This window comes from Amycolatopsis sp. CA-126428, assembly GCF_002904335.1.
Taxonomy (GTDB): domain Bacteria; phylum Actinomycetota; class Actinomycetes; order Mycobacteriales; family Pseudonocardiaceae; genus Amycolatopsis.
Map to the genome: position 1 here is coordinate 59,366 of NZ_PPHF01000164.1, position 17,873 is coordinate 77,238.

General features: G+C 72.3%; 11 protein-coding genes. 4 read left to right on the forward strand and 7 right to left on the reverse strand.

Features of this window, described 5'->3' with window-relative positions; translation table 11 throughout:
• Positions 1-2: 2 nt before the first annotated feature.
• The gene (locus C2L58_RS42045) at positions 3-2,678 is read right to left on the reverse strand and encodes a glycoside hydrolase family 9 protein (protein ID WP_103343189.1); all 2,676 of its coding nucleotides are present in this window, start codon (positions 2,676-2,678) and stop codon (positions 3-5) included.
• A 380-nt stretch (positions 2,679-3,058) separates the two neighbouring features.
• Here C2L58_RS42045 and C2L58_RS42050 point away from each other — a divergent pair, with 380 nt between their 5' ends.
• Together C2L58_RS42050 and C2L58_RS42055 are read left to right on the forward strand one after the other, a co-directional pair.
• A complete protein-coding gene (locus C2L58_RS42050) occupies positions 3,059-5,167 on the forward strand; it encodes an RICIN domain-containing protein (protein WP_233226230.1) in 2,109 nt (702 codons plus the stop codon).
• A 31-nt stretch (positions 5,168-5,198) separates the two neighbouring features.
• Positions 5,199-6,674, forward strand: coding sequence for an RICIN domain-containing protein (locus C2L58_RS42055; protein ID WP_103343191.1), 1,476 nt, complete (start codon positions 5,199-5,201; stop codon positions 6,672-6,674).
• A 28-nt stretch (positions 6,675-6,702) separates the two neighbouring features.
• On the opposite strand, the gene C2L58_RS42060 is transcribed toward C2L58_RS42055, so the two are convergent.
• Together C2L58_RS42060 and C2L58_RS42065 are read right to left on the reverse strand one after the other, a co-directional pair.
• Complete coding sequence (locus C2L58_RS42060) at positions 6,703-7,851, reverse strand: polysaccharide deacetylase (protein ID WP_103343192.1); 1,149 nt, start codon at positions 7,849-7,851, stop codon at positions 6,703-6,705.
• A 152-nt stretch (positions 7,852-8,003) separates the two neighbouring features.
• Positions 8,004-9,176: an epoxide hydrolase family protein gene (locus C2L58_RS42065; protein WP_103343193.1), complete on the reverse strand. Its 1,173-nt coding sequence runs from the start codon at positions 9,174-9,176 to the stop codon at positions 8,004-8,006.
• A gap of 82 nt (positions 9,177-9,258) precedes the next feature.
• Between C2L58_RS42065 and C2L58_RS42070 the strand changes: the two genes are divergently transcribed.
• Positions 9,259-9,822, forward strand: coding sequence for a CGNR zinc finger domain-containing protein (locus C2L58_RS42070; RefSeq protein WP_103343194.1), 564 nt, complete (start codon positions 9,259-9,261; stop codon positions 9,820-9,822).
• A gap of 6 nt (positions 9,823-9,828) precedes the next feature.
• Here the strand turns inward: C2L58_RS42070 and C2L58_RS42075 are convergent, their stop codons facing one another.
• Entirely contained in the window at positions 9,829-11,517 is a 1,689-nt protein-coding gene (locus C2L58_RS42075; RefSeq protein WP_233226231.1) for an enoyl-CoA hydratase-related protein, read from the reverse strand.
• A gap of 742 nt (positions 11,518-12,259) precedes the next feature.
• Here C2L58_RS42075 and C2L58_RS42080 point away from each other — a divergent pair.
• Positions 12,260-15,130, forward strand: coding sequence for an AfsR/SARP family transcriptional regulator (locus tag C2L58_RS42080; protein WP_103343195.1), 2,871 nt, complete (start codon positions 12,260-12,262; stop codon positions 15,128-15,130).
• Here C2L58_RS42080 and C2L58_RS42085 read toward each other — a convergent pair.
• From C2L58_RS42085 to C2L58_RS42095, 3 genes are read right to left on the reverse strand one after another with little or no spacing between them, the layout of a single operon-like run.
• Positions 15,103-15,576 carry a S26 family signal peptidase gene (locus tag C2L58_RS42085; RefSeq protein WP_103343196.1) on the reverse strand — a complete coding sequence of 158 codons (474 nt, stop codon included), beginning with the start codon at positions 15,574-15,576 and terminating at the stop codon, positions 15,103-15,105. The two genes, C2L58_RS42080 and C2L58_RS42085, sit on opposite strands and share 28 nt — an antisense overlap.
• Complete coding sequence (locus tag C2L58_RS42090; protein WP_103343197.1) at positions 15,576-17,381, reverse strand: ABC transporter ATP-binding protein; 1,806 nt, start codon at positions 17,379-17,381, stop codon at positions 15,576-15,578. Before C2L58_RS42090 ends, C2L58_RS42085 begins: the two co-directional genes overlap by 1 nt.
• Entirely contained in the window at positions 17,378-17,869 is a 492-nt protein-coding gene (locus C2L58_RS42095) for a TlpA family protein disulfide reductase (protein ID WP_103343198.1), read from the reverse strand. The genes C2L58_RS42090 and C2L58_RS42095 overlap by 4 nt, the downstream gene beginning before the upstream one ends.
• Between the last annotated feature and the right edge of the window lie 4 nt (positions 17,870-17,873).

Sequence of the window (17,873 nt, forward strand, 5' to 3'; positions counted from 1 at the left end):
CCTCAGGGCTCGGTACCCCAGGCGAGCGCCCCGGACTGGTAGGCGGTGGCGGTGGCGAGGTCGGTGAAGGACGCCGCGGTGCGGTAGCTGTAGTCGTCGGACTGGTCGAAGGCGGCCCAGTCGGCTTTGGCGACCCGGATCTGGAGCTCGCCGGTGTTCGCCCCGGCGGCCAGGGTGCCGCCGGTGAAGCCGACCTCGACGTAGGCGTCGGCACCCGGGCGCGGCGTACTGAGCTTCACGACGCGCAATGTGACGTTGGCGCAGCCGGGAACCGCGTAGTCGCACCAGACCTGGTAGCCCGGGTTGGCGGCGTCGCCGGTGAACCAATAGCGCGCGGTGACGCTGTTCAGCGGCACGGACGTGCTGCCCCGGTTGACGATCTGGAGGCTGGTGCGGATCTGGTTGGCGGTGGCGGCGGTGCCCCCGCGCTGCTGGACCGCGAGCGAGCCGGTGCCGGTGCCGGTGGTCGTGGTGGTGACCGCGACCGGGCTGCTGAGCGGCGACTGGTTGCCGGCGGCGTCGCGAGCGCGGACCGAGAACGTGTACGCGGTACCGGGCGTGAGGCCGGTGACCTGGTAGCTGGTGCCCGTGGTGCTGCCGATCGCCGCGCCCGCCGAGTCGAGCACGTCGTAGCCGGCGACGCCGACGTCGTCGGTGGCGGCCGTCCAGGTGAGGGTGGCGCCGGTGCTGCCGGCGGTGGCGGTGACCCCGGTGGGTGCGGTCGGCGCGGTGGTGTCACCCGTGGACTGCCCCGGCTGGCTGCCCCACACCACCGCGGCGCCCTGCGTGAGCACGAGCTGCGGGTTGTCGGCGGGCGCGCTGCCGCTGGGGGCGAGGCCGGTGTGCGACCAGTCGTTGCCGGGCACCCAGGTGCCGGTGCTGGCGATCCGGAACTGCACCTCCTTGCGGTAGCGGGACTGCCCGCCGGGGGCGACGCCGCCGGAGCACGGCACCTCGACGTAGTAGACCGCGCCGGAGAACTGGTGCAGCGTGGGCGCGTCGCACTGGTTGTACGCGGAAGTGACCGAGATCTGGCCGGGTGTGGTGCTGCCGTCGAGCGTGAAGTAGTAGCGCAGGGAGCCGGTGAACGTGCGGGCCGGCCACGCCGACTTGTTGAGCACGTACGCCTTGACCTCGGTGAACGTGCCGCCGTCGGGCTGGTTGAGCGCGCCTTGCGCCAGGATCTCCGGGCCGTCGGGGGTTTCCTTCGGGGGGAAGGCGGTCAGTGGCGTGCCGCCGTACTCGCCGTAGAGCCGGGCCAGGGCACCGGTGAAGCCGGCGTTGTAGTCGAGGGCCACCTCGTTCATCGTGTAGTTGGTGCGGTCGTCCGTGTACGTGTCGTTGGGCGAGGACGGGCCGCCGACGAGCGCGCCGTACAGGACGTGCCGGCTCTGCGCGGGTTCGTTGATGTTGTCGGCCCAGGACCCGTGCGCGGTGCGGTGGTGCGGGTTGCGCGGCGGGTTGACGCCGAACCCGACCTCGAAGCTCGCGCCGCGCGGGTTGTCGCCGAGCGCGTAGTTGATCTGCCGCACGCCGAAGTCGTGGTACGTGGCGGCACGCGTGGGATCGGTGGCGCGCAACGAATCCGCGTAGGTGAGCGCGACGAACGCGGTGTTCGCCGCGTAACGCAGCGAGCCCCACTGGTCGAGCACGGCCTGCCCGCCGGGGGAGTAGGGCACGTGCTGGCCGTTGACGCCGGTGGTCCACCAGTCCAGCCAGCGGTTGGCGTCGGCGACGTACTCGGGGTCGTGGGTGAGCTGGGCGAGCAGGACGTAGGCGCCGTAGGACTTGTCGTCCCAGGCCAGCGTCCAGCGGTAGGAGCGGGTGGTGGTCTGCGGTTCGGTGGCCAGCTTCTCGTACTCGGCGCGCGCCTTCGTCAGGTAGCCGGCGTCACCGGTGGCTTTGTAGAGCCAGATCGCGCTCCACACCAGCTCGTCCTGGTAGCCGCTCCAGGACTTGTAGAAGTTCTGGGCGTCGGTGATGCAGTTCGAGTAGACGCCCCGGTGGTTGTCGGCGAACGAGTACAGCTGCTTGGCGTGGGTGAGCAGGGTGGCCGCGTAGGTGGGGTCGTCGGCCTTGAACACCATCGAGCTCGCGGCCATCTGCGCGGCGGCCTCGCCGGCGAGGTCCGAGCCGGGGCAGGAGTCGTCGATCCGGTAGGCGGGCCGGGCCATCGCCATCGTCTCGGCGGGGCCCCACCACTTGTGGTCGTCGTCGCCCTTGCCGACCTGGCCGTAGAGCACGTCGGGTTGCGGGTGCGCCTTGATCAGCCAGTCGTCACCCCAGCGCAGGTTCGACAGCAGGGCGGACCACTGGCCGGCATTCTGGTAGGAGGTGCGGTTCTCCAGCGCTCCCCAGGCGAGCATGGTCATGCTGAACTCGAACGGCAGCCCGAACTTGACGTGGTCACCGGCGTCGGAGAACCCGCCGGTGAGATCCAGGCCGGCGTCCTTGCCGTCGTCGAGGGCGGACGCGCCGCGCCAGGAGACCCGGTTGCCGGCGGGCAGCGCCCCGGAGCGCTGAGCGTCGTAGAACCAGACGGCCTTCTGCAGCGCCTCGCCGTAGTTGAACTTCCCGGCGGGGGCGCCGGCGGACACTCCCGGAACCGCCAAGGTCAGGCCGAGCACGAGCAGCGCCACGACCGCGCGGGCCACTGCCTTCGTCGTCGAAGTACGCACTCCGCCTCCTCCTCGTCGAGTCTGGGAGCGCTTCCAGACGAAAGAGTAGGAAGCCGCGCTCGCTGTGTAAAGCATCCGGTTCGGCGGCCCGTTGTTCTCGAACCGATTCGACTGTACCTTCAGTGGCGGTGTAACTTTCACCTCCCTTTCGGCCCTGCCGCCGGGAACCGGGTGCCGGTTCAGGACGGCGGGGATGAGGAAACCTGTTTCAAAACAACAGCTTCAGCCGATCGTCCGACGGCTGGCCGGAACCCAAAATGTGTCTGTTGTGGACAGTTGACAGACGGCTTCATTGACCTTCCGCCGAGCGGGTTCGTACGATGCTGCCGAGCCGACCGGGCGAACCGGTTCGACGGCTCGCCGAACCGCAGGAGGAGTCGATGAAGACGAATCTCCGGCTGGGACGCCTGGCTTCGGTGGCCGCGGCGGTCCTGGTGGTGGCGTTCCCGGCGTTGCCGGCGGCTTCGGGGTACGCGGCCGCGGGTGAGTCGATGACGGTGGACCTCGCGTCGGCGCGCGGGCCGTCGACCGGGGTCGGCGAGGGGTTCCTGTACGGCATCAGCCAGGACGGCACGCAGCCGGCGGACCAGTACCTGCAGCCGCTGGGCATCACGGCCTTCCGCGGTGGCGGCTGGTTCTCCGGCGGGTGGATCCGGGACGACTACCAGAACGGCAGCGCCACCAAGGCCGACCTGAACTCGATCATCGCGCAGGCGAAGCGGCTGACCCAGCCGCCCTACCACGCCCAGTACCAGGTGCTGGTCAGCGACATCTACGGGGCGAACGGCGGTCAGCCGTCTAACACGATGTACCCGTGCGACAACGGCAACTGCGCGAACTGGATCAGCTTCATCGACGCGACCGTGGGAGCCCTGCAGGGAACGGGCTTGAAGTTCGCCTACGACATCTGGAACGAGCCGGACATCTCCGCGTTCTGGACGCGCGGGGTGTCCAGCCCGCAGTACTTCCAGATGTGGGACACCGCCTACCGGGAGATCCGCCGGCTGGCGCCGGGCGCGCTGATCGTGGGCCCGTCGCTGGCGTTCACGCCGGACCAGAACCCGGGGGAGTGGAACGCGTTCCTCTCGCACACCAAGGCGGCCGGGACCGTGCCGGACGAGATCACCAACCACGACGAGGGCGACGGCGACGACCCGGTGCAGGTCGGCCAGTCGATCACCCGGTACCTCGCGAACAACGGCCTCTCGCCGATCCCGCTGTCCGCCAACGAATACCAGCCGGCCGACCGGCAGACCGCCGGCGTGACGGCCTGGTACCTGGCGCGCTTCGCGCAGTCGAGCTACGTCAACGCGATGCGGGGCAACTGGGTCTGCTGCGTGACCCCGAACCTGACCGGGGTCCTCACCCAGAGCGGGGGGACCTGGCTGCCGACCGGCCACTGGTGGGCGCTGCGCGACTACGCGGACATGACCGGCACGCTGGTGAACACCTCCGGCCAGGTCGGCTCCACGGCGATCTCGGCGGCCAAGGACAGCGCGGCCGGCCGCGCCGTCGCCGTCATCGGTGACGAGAAGGGGTACACCGGCCCCGCGTCGGTCGCCTTCACCGGGTTGTCCTCGGTGCCGTGGCTGGCCGGCAACGGCAGCGTCAAGGTCGTGGTGCAGCGCATCCCCGACCAGGCACCGTTGAGCGCACCGCAGGTCGTCTTCAGCCAGAACGTGAACGCCGCCGGCGGCTCGGTGACGATCCCGTTCACCTTCCAGGCCTCCCACGACGCCTTCGCGATCTACCTGACGGCGACGGGTCCGGGGAGCGGCAACACCGTCACCGTCACCAGCCCCGGCGACCAGACCGGGACCGCCGGGACGGCGATCGGCGGCGTGCAGATCCACGCCACCGACTCGGCGGCCGGGCAGAGCCTGGCCTACGCGGCCACCGGCCTCCCGCCGGGGCTGTCGATCAACGCCTCCTCCGGCCTGATCACCGGCACCCCGGCGGCGGGCGGCAGCTACGGCGTGACGGTCTCCGCCACCGACACCACCGGCGCGTCCGGGACGGCGACGTTCACCTGGACGATCTCCGGCGGCGCGGGCGGGTTCCCGGGCGGCGACCACACGCTGGTGACCGTCGCCGGCACCCTGTGCCTGGACGTCTACGGCAACTCGAGCACCTCCGGTGCCGTCATCGACCAGTGGTCCTGCAACGGGCAAAGCAACCAGCAGTTCCAGTTCGTCGCGGCTTCCGGCGGCTACGGCGAACTGCGGGCGCGCAACTCCGGCCAGGACGTCTCGGTGTCGGGCAGCTCGACGGCGCAAGGCGTGCCGGACATCGTCCAGCAGCCGGCCAGCACCTCCGCCGGAAGCCTCTGGCTACCGCAGCAGCAGTCCGACGGCACCTGGCAGTTCAAGAACCGGAACAGCGGCCTGTGCCTGGACGTCTACGGCGCCAGTGGCACCGCGGGACAGCAGCTGGACCAGTGGCCGTGCAAGAACGCCCCCGGCACCAACCAGGACTTCTCCGCACGCTGACGCACCCGCGCGGCAAGGAAAGGAACCCAGGATGTCCAGCTCACCGCACCGGCTCCCGAGGGAACGGGCGAACCGGCCACTCGCTCTGCTCGCCGTCCTGCTGGCCGTCGTGGCCGGGTTGCTGGTGCCCGCGGCCCGGGCGCAGGCGGCGGTGAACACGTTCACCCTCGGCGCCACGCGGTACGACACCGCCGGCCGCGCGCTGCAGCTGCACGGCATGGGCATCGTGCAGGCCGGGGACACCTGGTACGGCTTCGGCGAGGACAAGACCGGCCAGACCACGGCCAACACCGCCTTCCAGGACATTCCTTGCTACACGTCGACCGATCTGGCGAACTGGACCCACCAGGGGATCGCGCTGGCGAAGCAGAGCAGCGGCGACCTCGGGCCGAACCGCATCGTCGAGCGGCCCAAGGTGCTGTACAACGCCGCCACCAAGCTGTTCGTGATGTACCTGCACATCGACAACACGAGCTACTCCGACCAGCGCGTCGGCGTGGCGACCAGCCCCACGCCCTGCGGGCCGTACAGCTACCGGGGCAGCTTCCAGCCGCTGGGCAACCAGAGCCGCGACATCGGCTTGTTCCAGGACACCGACGGGTCGGCGTACCTGATGAGCGAGAACGCCGGCCGCAGCCTCCGCATCTACCGGCTGTCCGCGGACTACACGACGGTGGCGAGCGCGGTGGCGACGCTGCCCAACTACGAGTCCCCGGCCGTGATCAAGGTCGGCGGGACGTACTACCTGCTGGCGTCCCACCTGACCGGGTGGGCCACCAACGACAACGTGTACGCGACCGCGTCGTCGATGGCCGGGCCGTGGTCGGCGTTCCGGAACTTCGCGGCGGCGGGCACGAACACCTACAACAGCCAGACCGCGAACATCATCACGGTCCAGGGCAGCTCGGCGACCACCTACCTCTACGCGGGCGACCGCTGGACGGGCAACGCCATGGGCGATTCGCCGCTGATCTGGCTGCCGCTCACGATCCGCGGCACGACGGTCAACCTGGGCCAGTACCCGAGCTGGAGCCTCGACACCGGCGCGGGGACGTGGTCGGCGAACTCGGGCCTGCCCGCCGCCGGCACGCACGTGCTGAAGAACGCCAACAGCGGAATGGTCATGGACGCCTCGGGCGCCTCCACGGCGACCGGCGGCAAGATCATCCAGTGGCCGGCGCACGGGGGCACCAACCAGCAATGGCGGTTGACGAAGGTGTCCGACAACGTCTTCACGGTGGTCAACGTCAACAGCGGGCTGTGTCTCGACGTCCCGGACGGGTCCACGGCGAACGGCGTCCAGCTGCAGCAGTGGACCTGCACCGGTGCCGCCGGTCAGCAGTGGGCCGCGGACCTGGTGGGCAGCCTCACCGGCAGTCAGTACGTCCTGGAAAACGTCGGCAGCGGCCTCGTGATCGGGGTGTCCGGGTCGTCCACCGCGAGCGGGGCGCAGGTCAGCCAGCTCGGCGGGTCGGGCGCCTCGAGCCAGGTGTGGGCGGTCTCCTGAGCCGGCCGGCGTGCCGCCCGCTCGCGCTTCAGCCGGCTTGCGCGGGCGGCATCGACCGGTACTGGTCCAGGACGGCGGGGTTCTGCAGCGACATCCACTTCGTGACTTCCGCGTAGGTGGCGCAGACCGTCTCGGGTTTGGTGCACACCTCACCCATGAAGCCCTCCGCGGCCCGGGAGAACGCCCCGCCGGCCCAGTCGTTGAAGTGGTTGCCGATGACGAGCGGAGCGCGGTTGCCGTCGAAGGCGGCGTGGTAGGCGGCGCGGTAGGTCTCGAGCGTGGCCTGGGTGTACTGCTCGGCGTGGGACGGGTCGTTCCTGGCGTGGTTGAACTGGTACCACAGGTTGTAGTCCATCATGATGACTTTTTTGTGCAGCGAGGGCACCTTCACGTACGGCATCCAGAACTCCCGGATGCCGTCGATCTCGGTGGGCCACTTGACGCCGTCGGACGGCTGGCTGGAGTCGAACGTGTAGCCGGCGTCGCGCATGGCGGGAAAGGCCGCGGCCCAGTTGCCTTCGAGGCACGGCGTCCGGCCACCGGTGACGTCCTTGGCGGACAGGTGCAGCCCGAGCCGGTCGCGGGCGTCGTCGACGAAGCGGCTGAACTGGCCGATTTCGTCGGCCCAGCCCGCCGCGGTCCACCGTCCGACGCTCGGCTCGGCGCCGGCGCAGAAGTGCCCGTTGTAGTGCGTGCCGATCTGGTGCCCCGCGGCGACGGCGGTGTTGAGGTCCTGGACCCGGGTGGCGACTTCCCGGGCACTGCGGCCGAAGCCGATCGACGCCCCGCCGGGCCGGTGGCCGGGGCCGGTGTAGCGCGCCCGCTGCTCGTCGGTCAGCAGGTAGATGCCCGAGAGGAAGCCGCTGAAGTGCGCGTTGACGGATTTGGCGAGGGCGAGGTAGCGGCTCCAGTGTTCGTGCGAGCCGGCCCCGTCGAAGGAGAAGAGCACGAACTGCGGCGGCTTTTCCCCCGGCCGCAAGGGGTGCATCCACACCGGATCCTGGACAACCGGAGGCGGCGTGGTGGACGCGGCGACGGGCGAACCCCCGGCCGGCCGGCTCGGCGGGACGGGGCCGTCGTCGAGGGAGATGATCAGGACGCCGGCCAGCACGAGGGCGACGATGACGGTCAACCAGGCGCCCGGCCACCGCGCCAATCGTGACGAGCGAGAACTCATCGAAGACCCCCTCCCCCTATTACGCACCGTCATAAGCAGGACGCGGAGGTGGTCGATCCGGGTGCATCGAAGTGATATCCGTAACCCATAAGCAACCGCGCTGACGCACGCAGAGTCGCTCGGTGCGCTATCGCGTTCACCTCGCCGGAGGATCACCGAGGGGCGGCCAGCACGGCCGCGAGGCCGTCTTGCAGGTCCTTCACGAAATACCCGGGAACCTCCAGCGACGGGAAGTGCCCCCCGGTCTCCGGCGACCGCCACCGGACGATCCGCCGGTACCGCTCCTGTGCCCAGGCACGCGGGTACTTCTCGATGTCGCGCGGGTACGTCGTGATGGCCGACGGGACGTCGACCCGCAGCTCGGGGTCCAGCGAGTTGTGGCTCTCGTAGTAGATGCGGGCCGCCGACGCGCCGGTCCGGGTCAGCCAATACAGGGTGACGTCGTCGAGGATGCGGTCGCGGGAAATCGTCTCGAAGGGGCTGTCTTCGGTGTCGGACCACTCGGCGAACTTGTCGAGGATCCAGGCGAGCAGCCCGACCGGTGAGTCGACGAGCGAATAGCCGATGGTCTGCGGCCGGGTGGCCTGCTGCTTCGCGTACGCCGCGCGGTGGTGCCAGAAATCGTGGGTTTCCTCGGTCCACCGGCGCTCGGCCGGCGTCAGCCCGTCCGTGATCAGCCCGGGCGGTCCCGCCGCGAACGTGGTGTGGATGCCGAGAACGTGCTCCGGGAACCGCCCGCCGAGGACCGTGGTGATGTTGCCGCCCCAGTCGCCGCCGTGGGCGGTGAACCTGCGGTAGCCGAGGCGGTCCATCAGCTCCACCCACGCGGCCGCGATCTTCTCCGTTCCCCACCCGGTGGTCGCCGGCTTGTCGCTGTACCCGAAGCCCGGCAGCGACGGGACCACGACGTGGAACGCCGGTGCCCCGGCATCTTCCGGATCGGCCAGCTCGGCCACGACGTCGACGAACTCGGCGATGCTGCCCGGCCAGCCGTGCGTCAGGATCAGCGGCGTGGCGTCCGCGCGCGGGGACCGGCGGTGCAGGAAGTGGATGCCCAGCCCCTCGATGGTCGTGCGGAACTGGCCGATCCGGTCGAGGCGGTCTTCGAACGACCGCCAGTCGTACCCGGTGCGCCAGTAGTCCACGACGTCGACGAGGTCGGCCAGGGGAACGCCCTGGCCCCATCGGGCCGGGCCGGGCGCGGCGTGCCGGACCGTCTCGGCCTCCGGCAGCCGCGCCGCGGCCAGCCGCGCGCGCAGATCGTCGAGATCGGCGTCGGTGGCGCGGGCTTCGAATGCTCGGACATCGCTGGCGAGCTGGGGCATGAGATCTCCTGACCACGGCGGAACCGGCTAAGACGGTTCTAACACGCCGGCCACCCGGCAGGCAACCGGCTAAGCTGGTTCCATGCGTGCTGGGTTCCCCGACTTCCGCCTCGGTACCGTGCTGGCGACGAGCTTCACGGCGACGCTGACGGAACGCTGTGGCGACCCCGTGGAGCGCATTCCCACGCCACAGCGGCTCGTCGACTGGCTGGCCGTGAGCGGCCTCGCCGTGGAGACCTGCACTGCCGCGCAGCTCGGCCTAGCCCGCGAGCTGAGGGAGTCGATCCACGCCGTCGCGACCGCGGCGGCGCTGCAGGACGCCCTTCCGGCGGCCGCGGTCCAGGTCCTCAACGACCGCAGCGTGCAGGGCCGGGCCGCAGCCGTCCTGACGCCCGAAGGTCATCGGCGATGGCAGCTCGGCTCGGCTTCCAGCGTGGAGGACGCCCTCGGCGTGATCGCCGCCGACGCGATCGGCATCGTCGCGGGCGAACGGGACGGGAAATTGGCCCTGTGCGCGTCACCGACCTGCCGGGCCGCCTTCTTCGACACGAGCCAAAGCCGCACGCGCAAATGGTGTGACATGAACACGTGCGGAAATCGTCAGAAGAAGGCGCGCTTCCACGCCAACCAGCGCAAAAAGCCCTGATCTCGATCAGCTGACGGGCGCCATCCGCGGGTCGGGCAGGCGGGGGCCCTCCGGCGTGGCCGGGCCGGTGGACCGGCCGGTGAGGAAGGCGCGCCGGGTGCGGGCGAAACCGTGGCGGTCGTCGAAGATGTCGTGGCTCATTTCGGCGAGCTCCCTGATCCGGTAGGTCTCCAGGGGCCTGCGGTGTTCGTCGGCTTCCCGGGTCGCCCGTTTCCGGTCGAGCAGGGCGCGCGCGTGCCCGCCGGCGGCGAGTTCGGTGGCGTAGTCCAGGGCTTCCTCCAGGAAGCCCGCGCGGTCGCCGGCCGCGAGCCGGTCGACGAGCCCGATCCCGGCCGCGCCGGCGGCGGTGACCGGTCCGCAGTCGGTGGTCAGCCGGTGTGCCTGTGCTTCGCCGACCCGGCGGGGCAGCACGTAGGTCCAGTACTCCGAGCCGTACAGGCCCATCGTGCGGTAGTGCGGGTTGAGCAGGACGCCGTCGCGGGCGATCACCTTGTCGGCGCCCAAGGCCAGCATCGCCCCGCCGGCACCGGCGTCGCCGGCGAGCGCGGAGACCACGAGCTGATCGGTGCCGGCGATGATCTCCCGGCAGAGGTCGTCGATCGCGGTGATGTTCCGCCAGGCTTCCGCCGCGGGATCCGGGTGGGCGTCGATGACACCCAGGTGCAGGCCGTGGGAGAACACCTCGCCGCCGGCCAGGACCAGGACGGTGGTGTCCTGCGCGGCGGCGTGGCGCACGGCCGCGGCCAGCCGCCGGCACTGGGTGGTGGACATCGCACCGTTGTAGAACGCGAAGTCCACCAAGCCGACGTCGCCCACCCGGCGGTAGCCGATTTCCCCGAGGCCCGGCGGGCCGTCGATCCGGGGGATCTCGCCGAGTCGGTCCTCGAGAGCGAGAACCGCGGGCAGCTTGACCGTCGTGCCGGGGGCCTCGGGCGCCAGCCGCCGCGCGTGCCCGATCCACAGGGCGCCGTCGCCGGTCCGGACCAGCACGGCACCCTGCCGCCGTCCGGCGATGGTGCCGGGTTCGCCGGGGGAAGCGTCCCCGGGCCGGGCGTCGAACACCGCGACCGGCACCCCGGCCAGCTCGGTGTGCACCCCGGGACGGCCGTCCGCGGCGCGAATGCGACGCAGGATGTGGCCGGCCGGGTCACCCCAGGAGAAGGCCCGGTCGGCCTGCCGGACCAGGGGACGGACCGTGCCCGCCCGGCGGTCCTGGCGACGCGGGGTGAACCCGGGGTCTTCGGCCTTGGTCACGACCTCGCCGATCAGGCTCAGCGCGGCGTCCGACACCTCGGTGTTGTAGAGGCTGCTCTTGCGCGGCGGATCGGCCGGCATCCGGAACACCCGCGTGCCCCAGACCGGCCCGCCGTCGAGGTCCCCGGTCGCCTGCAGGGCCGTGACGCCCCAGGTGGGCTCGGCGTCCATGATCGCCCAGTCGAGTGCGGACGGGCCGCGGTCCCCTTCCGGGCCGGGGTGGATGACGATCGTGCGGTAGCGCCGCCAGACCACGTCCGGCACCCGCCGGCGCAGGAATGGGCACACGATCAATTCGGGCTCGGTGGCCGCGGCCGCCGCGGCGATTTCCCGCGAATCGCGCACGATCCGGACGGTGACGCGGTGGCCGCGGGCGCACAGGTCCAGCCAAGCGCGCTGACTGAGTCCGTTGAACGCCGAGCACAACAGCAGGATTTTCAACGGGCCTCCGCTCGTTGACGCTTTTGATGAAGGGCGACAAGACGACCGATTGACGTTACCCGAAGCACGGTCGGCTGCGACGCGGCCAACGGGGTAACCGCATTCGGCCAACCGGGCCGTTCGGGCGGCGCTCGATATCCCGCCGTTCATTGAGTTCGTGGATCTCCGTTTGAAACAATCCATTATGGCGGGGGTCCGGAGATATTTCTTCGGGAAATGGTGGACGCCCTCCTTGAACCGGTCAAAGTGGACAATCAGTGGCCGTGTCCGGTCGCTGTCTCCGCCGCCGATCCCCGCGGTGCCCGACAGCCCGACGTCGGGAGGTTGCGCGAACCGGGGAACGACCTTATCTTTCGGCCAAGCGCGAAACGTTTTCAGCGTGGTTGACGGTGCTCGAGCGCCGCTGGCAGCGTTTTTGGTACTGGGCCGAACTTTTCTGGGGAAGGCGGACGCCCGCATGACGAACCACTGTGGACCGGAAACCGCAGGACCTCCGATCGCCCGGGGACACGGGTGACCGCCGGCTGAGTTTCCGGCCGCGCCGGACGCCTTCTGAGGCTCTCGGCTGAGCTCACTCCACCGGCGGCGACGCCGCCCGGTTCGACCACGCCGGCGCGCGCCGCCACCGGGCGGTGCCCCGGACCGCGGTTCGGGCTGCGCGCGAAGTGCCCGTGCCGGACTCCGCCCGGCTCGGGCCACTCCCGGGTGGTCGTCACACGATCTCGAAAGGTTCGGGCAGGGGATGCTGGAAGCCACTGTCCTCGGTCCCGTCGGCGCGCGGGTCCACGGAACACCGGTCCCGGTCAAGGGACGGCTGGGACGCACGGTCCTCGCCGTGCTGGCGCTGGCCTGCCGGCAGCCGGTGTCGGTGGAACGGCTGATCGACGCCCTGTGGGGCGAGCTGCCACCGGCCACCGCGCGGACCCAGGTGCACATCCAGGTGTCCAAGCTCCGTGCCGCGCTCGACCGGGCGGGCGCCGCCGGCGCCGTGGTCACCGTCGCGAGCGGGTACCTGCTGGACTGCCTCGTCGACGTCGACGAGGTGCGGCGGCTGCTCAGCACGGCGCGGGCGGCCGGGGATCCCGCGGACGCGGCCGGCCTGCTGCGGTCCGCGCTCGACCGGTGGGCCGGGACACCACTGGGCGGGGTGACGCCGTACCTGGCCGGTGCGGAGCTGCTCCGGCTGGACGAGCTGCGGATGTGCCTGGTCGAGGAGTGGATCGACGCGGAGCTCGCGTGCGGGCGGGCCGCGCGGCTGCTGCCCGAGCTGAGCGCGCTGGTGCAAGCGCACCCGCTGCGCGAGGGCCTGCACCACCGGCGGATGCTGGCCCTGCACCGCGCCGGGCGGCGGGCCGACGCGCTGGCGGCGTTCCACGAGGCCCGGCGCGTGCTGCGGGACGAACTGGGCGTGGATCCGTCCCCGGAACTGCTGGCGCTGGAGGGGGAGATCCTCGCCGTCGGAACGCCTCCGGCGGCGGCCGTGGTGCCCGCCCAGCTGCCGCCGCGGACCGCCGGGTTCGCCGGGCGCGCGGCGGAGTCGGCCGCGATCAGGGCGGCGGTGACGCGCCGGACCGACGCGCCACCGCTGGTGCTGGTCACCGGGATGCCCGGGATCGGCAAGACCGCGCTGGCCGTGCACGCGGGCGCGGCGTCGGGGCACGCCTACCCCGACGGGCAGCTCTACGCCGACCTGCGGGGCGCCGATGCCCGGCCGGCCGCGCCGCACGACATCCTGGGCGGCTTCCTCCGCGCGCTCGGCGTGCCGGCGCGGTCGATGCCGGCCACCGTCGAGGAGCGCACGGCCGAGTTCCGCAGCCGCACGGCGGGCAAGCGGGTGCTCGTGTTGCTCGACAACGCCGCCACCGCCGGGCAGATCGAGCCGCTCCTGGCCGCCGATCCGGCCTGCGCCACCATCGTGACCAGCAGGTCCGTGCTGCCCGAGGTCGAGTCGGCGGTCCGGGTGCCGCTCGGGCCGCTGCCGGACCAGGTGGCCGGGACCGTGCTGGCGAACGTCGCGGGCGCGGCCCGGCTGGACGACGGTGACGGCGACGGCACGGTCGCCACGGTGATCGAGGCGTGCGGGGGCGTGCCGCTCGCGTTGCGGATCGCCGGGGCGCAGCTCGCCGCGTACCCCAAGCTCAGCGTGGCGGAGCTGGCCGCGCGGCTGTCCGACGAGTCGCGGCGGATGCGGGAGCTGGTGGCCGGGCAGCGCAGCGTGCGGGACAGTCTCGACACCAGCTTCCGGTTGCTGGACCGGGAAACGCGGGCCGCGATGCTGGCGCTGGCGGCGATCGGATCGGCCACGTTCACCGGCTGGCCGCTCGCGCCCGTGCTCGACGTACCGCTCGCCCGCACCGAGGAGGTGCTGGCGCACCTGTGCGCGATGAACCTGCTCGACCAGGCCGGCCCGGGGCGCGACGGCGTGCCCCGCTACCGGATGCACGACCTCGTGCGGGCCTACTGCCGGACGGTCGGCCCGTCGCTCGACGCGGGCCCCCTGAACCGGCTGGCCGGCTGGGCGGTCGCGCTGACCCGGCACGCCTACGAGGGCATTTTGGGCGCCCCGGTCGGCTACACCGTGCTCGCCGAGACCGCCGCGCCGCTGGGCCGGGACGTGCTGGGGCACGTGGTGAAGGAGCCGCTGTCGTGGGTGGGCGCGGACGTCGACGTCCTGCTCGCCGTGTTCGCCCTCGCCGTGCGTGGCGGTCTGCTCCGGCCCGCGGCGGCGCTGCTGCTGGTGCTGCGGGCGCCGCTCGTGCGGCTCGACCTCTCCGACCACGGCGCCCGGGCGGCCGCGCGGCTGACGGCCGTGGGCGGCCCGGACCCGGTGGTGCGGGTGACCGCGGCGCTGGTCACGGCGACCGCGCGGATGCACCGCAGCCGGTACGCCGACGTCGTCGCCATCCTGAACGAGGTGCCGCTGCGAGACGTCGACTTCGCGCTGCGGGCGGAGGTGCTGACCAAGCTGGGTGACGCGTACGAGCGGTGCGGGGACTGGCACCGCGCGATCACCGCCGTGCGCGAGGCGGTCGGGTGCTTCCGGAAGTCCGGTAACCTGGCGGGCATGTCGGGCTGCCACGGCACGCTGGCCGCCCTGTACCGGGACCACCTCGGCGACCTCGGCGCGGCGCGGGTGCACGGCGCGAAGGCCTTGCGGCTGGCCGACGCCGCGGGCGACTGGAAGACCCGCGCCCAGGTGCGGCTCGTGGCCGTGCGCACGGCACTGGCCTGCGGCGACGCGGCGACCGCGGTCGGCCTCGCCGGGCAGGCCCGCGGCCTGGCGGAACAGCACGGCGACCCGATCGGCTGGACCTGGTGCCTGGCCGCGGAAGCCGACGCCCACCGCGCGAACGGCGACCTGCTCGCCGCCCGGAGATGCGCCGACCGCGCGCTGGGCCTGGCCCGCCGGACCCGCCGTCCGGACGCCGAGTCGGCCGCGCTGCTCGCGCTGGCCTCGATCGAGCTGGCCGCCGGTGACCGGGCCGCTGCTCGGCGTCTCGCCGACGCGGCTCTGCGTTTGCAGGATCGGTTCGACAGTCCGGTGGAGCGGGTGGGTGTGGAGCGGGTGCTGGCGGAGATCGGTGGTCAGTTGCCGTCGGGTGCGGCGCGGTGAGGGACGGCGCCGGCGACGGTGGTGAGGTCGATGTAGCCGAGCTGGCGGGAATCCTCGCTGTGGCCGGTGTTGTCGCCGACGACCACCACGCGCCCGGGCGGGACGACGAGGTGGTCCGTCTCCAGCCAGGCGGGGACCGGGTCGCCGGCGACCGCGGCGATCCGCTTGATGCGCCAAGCGACATCGGTCGCGGTGACATCCGGGGCTTCGCCCCGGGCCGGGGGCTCCGCCACCCGGACCCCCGAAAGAGATGCGTGGGAGCGCGGCCGGAAGACGATCACGTCCCCGACGCGGTAGTGGTGCCGCCGGGTCGCGACGACCCGCTCGCCGTCGTGGAAGGTCGGGGACATGCTGTGGCCCCAGACGCGGGCCACCACATACCGGCGGCGCAGGAGAACCAGCAGGACCAGCAGGACCACCACCACGACCGCCGTGAGCGCGGCCATCACGCCTCCGCCATCGCATATCCCTTGGCCTGCAGAGAGAACAGGCGGGCGTACTCGCCGCCCGCGGTGAGGAGCTCGTCGTGGGTGCCCTGTTCGAGCACCCGGCCGCCGCCGAGGACGACGATCCGGTCCGCGCCGCGCAGGGCGGACAGGCGGTGGGAGATCAGCACGCTCGTCCGGCCGGCCCGGTGCGCGCGCAGTGCCTCGTGGGTCCGGGCTTCGGCGTCGGCGTCCATGCCGGAGCTGGGTTCGTCGAGGATGAGCAGGTCGGCTTCGTCGCGCATGAGCGAGCGGGCCAGCGCGACCCGCTGCCACTGCCCGCCGGACAGCGCCGCCCCGGCCTTGTCGTCGACGTCCAGGAAGGCCCGGGACAGCAGGGTTTCGTAGCCGCGCGGCAACGCCGACAGCGCCGGGTCGATCTCGGCCAGGCGGGCCGCCGCGCGAACGCGGTCGAGATCGCCGAGACGGCCGACGTCGCCGATGCCGATGTTGTCGGCCGCGGTCAGGTCGTAGCTGGTGAAGTCCTGGAAGGTGGCACCGAGGCGGGCCCGCAACGCGGCCGGGTCGCAGGTGCGGATGTCCACGCCGTCCCAGAGGATCCGGCCGCGGTCGGGGTCGTAGAAGCGGCACAGCAGCTTCACGAGCGTCGACTTGCCCGCGCCGTTCACCCCGACCAGCCCGACCGCGGCACCGGCGGGGATGACCAGGTCGACCCCGCGCAGCACCCACGGGCCGGCCGCGTCGTACCGGAACCACACGTCCCGCAGTTCGATGCCGGTCGTCAGCGCGGGCACGGCGGCCGTCCCGGAGACCAGGTCGGGTTCGGTCGTGACGACGTCGAGGTAGTGCCGGAACAAGCCGAGCGAGCCGCCGGCCCGGCCGAGCTGGCCCAGCAGCGCGCCCACCGGCGACTGGATGCCGGCCACCGCGGCGGTGAAGAGGGTGACGTCGCCGATGGACAGCGACCCGCGGGCGGCGCCGGTCGCGGCGACCACGAGGGCGATGCCGGCCACCACCGCCGACACGACCGCGGCGGCGATCCCGGCGACGGCGATCCGGCGCTGCATGGCGCATTCACCGGCCGTGGCGGTCCGGACGGCGGTCACCATGCGCGACCGGAACAGGTCCGCCAGGCCGAAGAGCCGGGTCTCCTTCGCCGCGCGGATGTCCGAGCACAGCGAGCGGAACAGGAACCGCTGGCGCTGGGTGGCCATCATCGCCTCGGCCTCCCGCGCGCGCAGGCGGGACAGCGTCAGCTGGGAGATCGCCGCCGCCGCCAGTGACGCGGCGAGCAGCCCGGCCATCGGCGGCCACACGAGCAGGACCGCGCCACCGAACCCGAGCACGGCGACCAGGGTGCGCACCGACTCGACCGTCAGGGCCAGCACCGCGGGCGCCGCCTCCTGCGCCCCCTGCTCGGCCAGCCGCACCCGGTCCAGGAACGCCGGGTCTTCGAGCCGGCGCAGCCCGGGGAGCGCGCCGACCGCCCCGACCAGGCGGTCCTCCGCCTCGATCGCGGACTTGGCCCGCACGATCGCGGTGCAGTAGGAGGCGACGGCGGTGATCGCCGCCGCGACGGCGAGGCCGGCGGCCGAGCCGATGGCCAGCAGCACGATCAGGTCCCGGTCCGGGCCACCACCGTCCCGGCCGCCGGCCAGCTCGTCGAAGAGCAGCTTTCCCAGCCACGCCGACACCGCCGGCACGGCCGAGGCGAGCACCGCCAGCGCGACCGAGCCGCCGGTGGCCACCCGGGACGCGCGCCAGGCGATGCCGAACGCGGGGCCCGCCGCCCGGAACAGGTTCATCGGACGTGCTGCGGGCGCACGGCGTCGAGGTCGTGGCCGGCGGCGGCGATCCGGTGGTCCCGGACGCGGACCAGGGTCGGCGTCACGTCGCCCGCGTTGAAGGCGGCCGACACCGGGCTGCGGTCGCCGACGAAGGCGACGCGCACCGCGGAGCCCAGCCCGGCCGCGTACTCGACGGCCTTGTCCCGGTCACCGCCGTCGATGACGAACGCGACGGTCGGCTCGGTGAGCTGGCCGGCGATGCGCCGGCACGGCCCGCAGGTCGGCGACAGGAAGGCGACGAGCACGTCGTCCAGTTCGCGGTCGGTGACGGTCCGGCCGTCGGCGTCGGTCACCTCGAACGTCCCGATCTCGGTGCCCACGGCCGGCAGGTCGGGCGTCACGGGCCGGCGTTGCTCGTTCAGCAGCCGGATGATCGCCGAGGACAGCAGCAGGTTGAGCACCGTCAGCACGGCCAGCACCGCGACCACGGCCACCAGGAACGACATGAGA

Bases quoted from the DNA above. Each gene is read 5' to 3' on its own strand.
- C2L58_RS42050 (WP_233226230.1), top strand. From the start codon at position 3,059: ATGAAGACGAATCTCCGGCTGGGACGCCTGGCTTCGGTGGCCGCGGCG.
- C2L58_RS42055 (WP_103343191.1), top strand. From the start codon at position 5,199: ATGTCCAGCTCACCGCACCGGCTCCCGAGGGAACGGGCGAACCGGCCA.
- C2L58_RS42060 (WP_103343192.1), bottom strand. From the start codon at position 7,851: ATGAGTTCTCGCTCGTCACGATTGGCGCGGTGGCCGGGCGCCTGGTTG.
- C2L58_RS42065 (WP_103343193.1), bottom strand. From the start codon at position 9,176: ATGCCCCAGCTCGCCAGCGATGTCCGAGCATTCGAAGCCCGCGCCACC.
- C2L58_RS42070 (WP_103343194.1), top strand. From the start codon at position 9,259: ATGCGTGCTGGGTTCCCCGACTTCCGCCTCGGTACCGTGCTGGCGACG.
- C2L58_RS42080 (WP_103343195.1), top strand. From the start codon at position 12,260: ATGCTGGAAGCCACTGTCCTCGGTCCCGTCGGCGCGCGGGTCCACGGA.
- C2L58_RS42085 (WP_103343196.1), bottom strand. From the start codon at position 15,576: ATGGCCGCGCTCACGGCGGTCGTGGTGGTGGTCCTGCTGGTCCTGCTG.
- C2L58_RS42090 (WP_103343197.1), bottom strand. From the start codon at position 17,381: ATGAACCTGTTCCGGGCGGCGGGCCCCGCGTTCGGCATCGCCTGGCGC.
- C2L58_RS42095 (WP_103343198.1), bottom strand. From the start codon at position 17,869: ATGTCGTTCCTGGTGGCCGTGGTCGCGGTGCTGGCCGTGCTGACGGTG.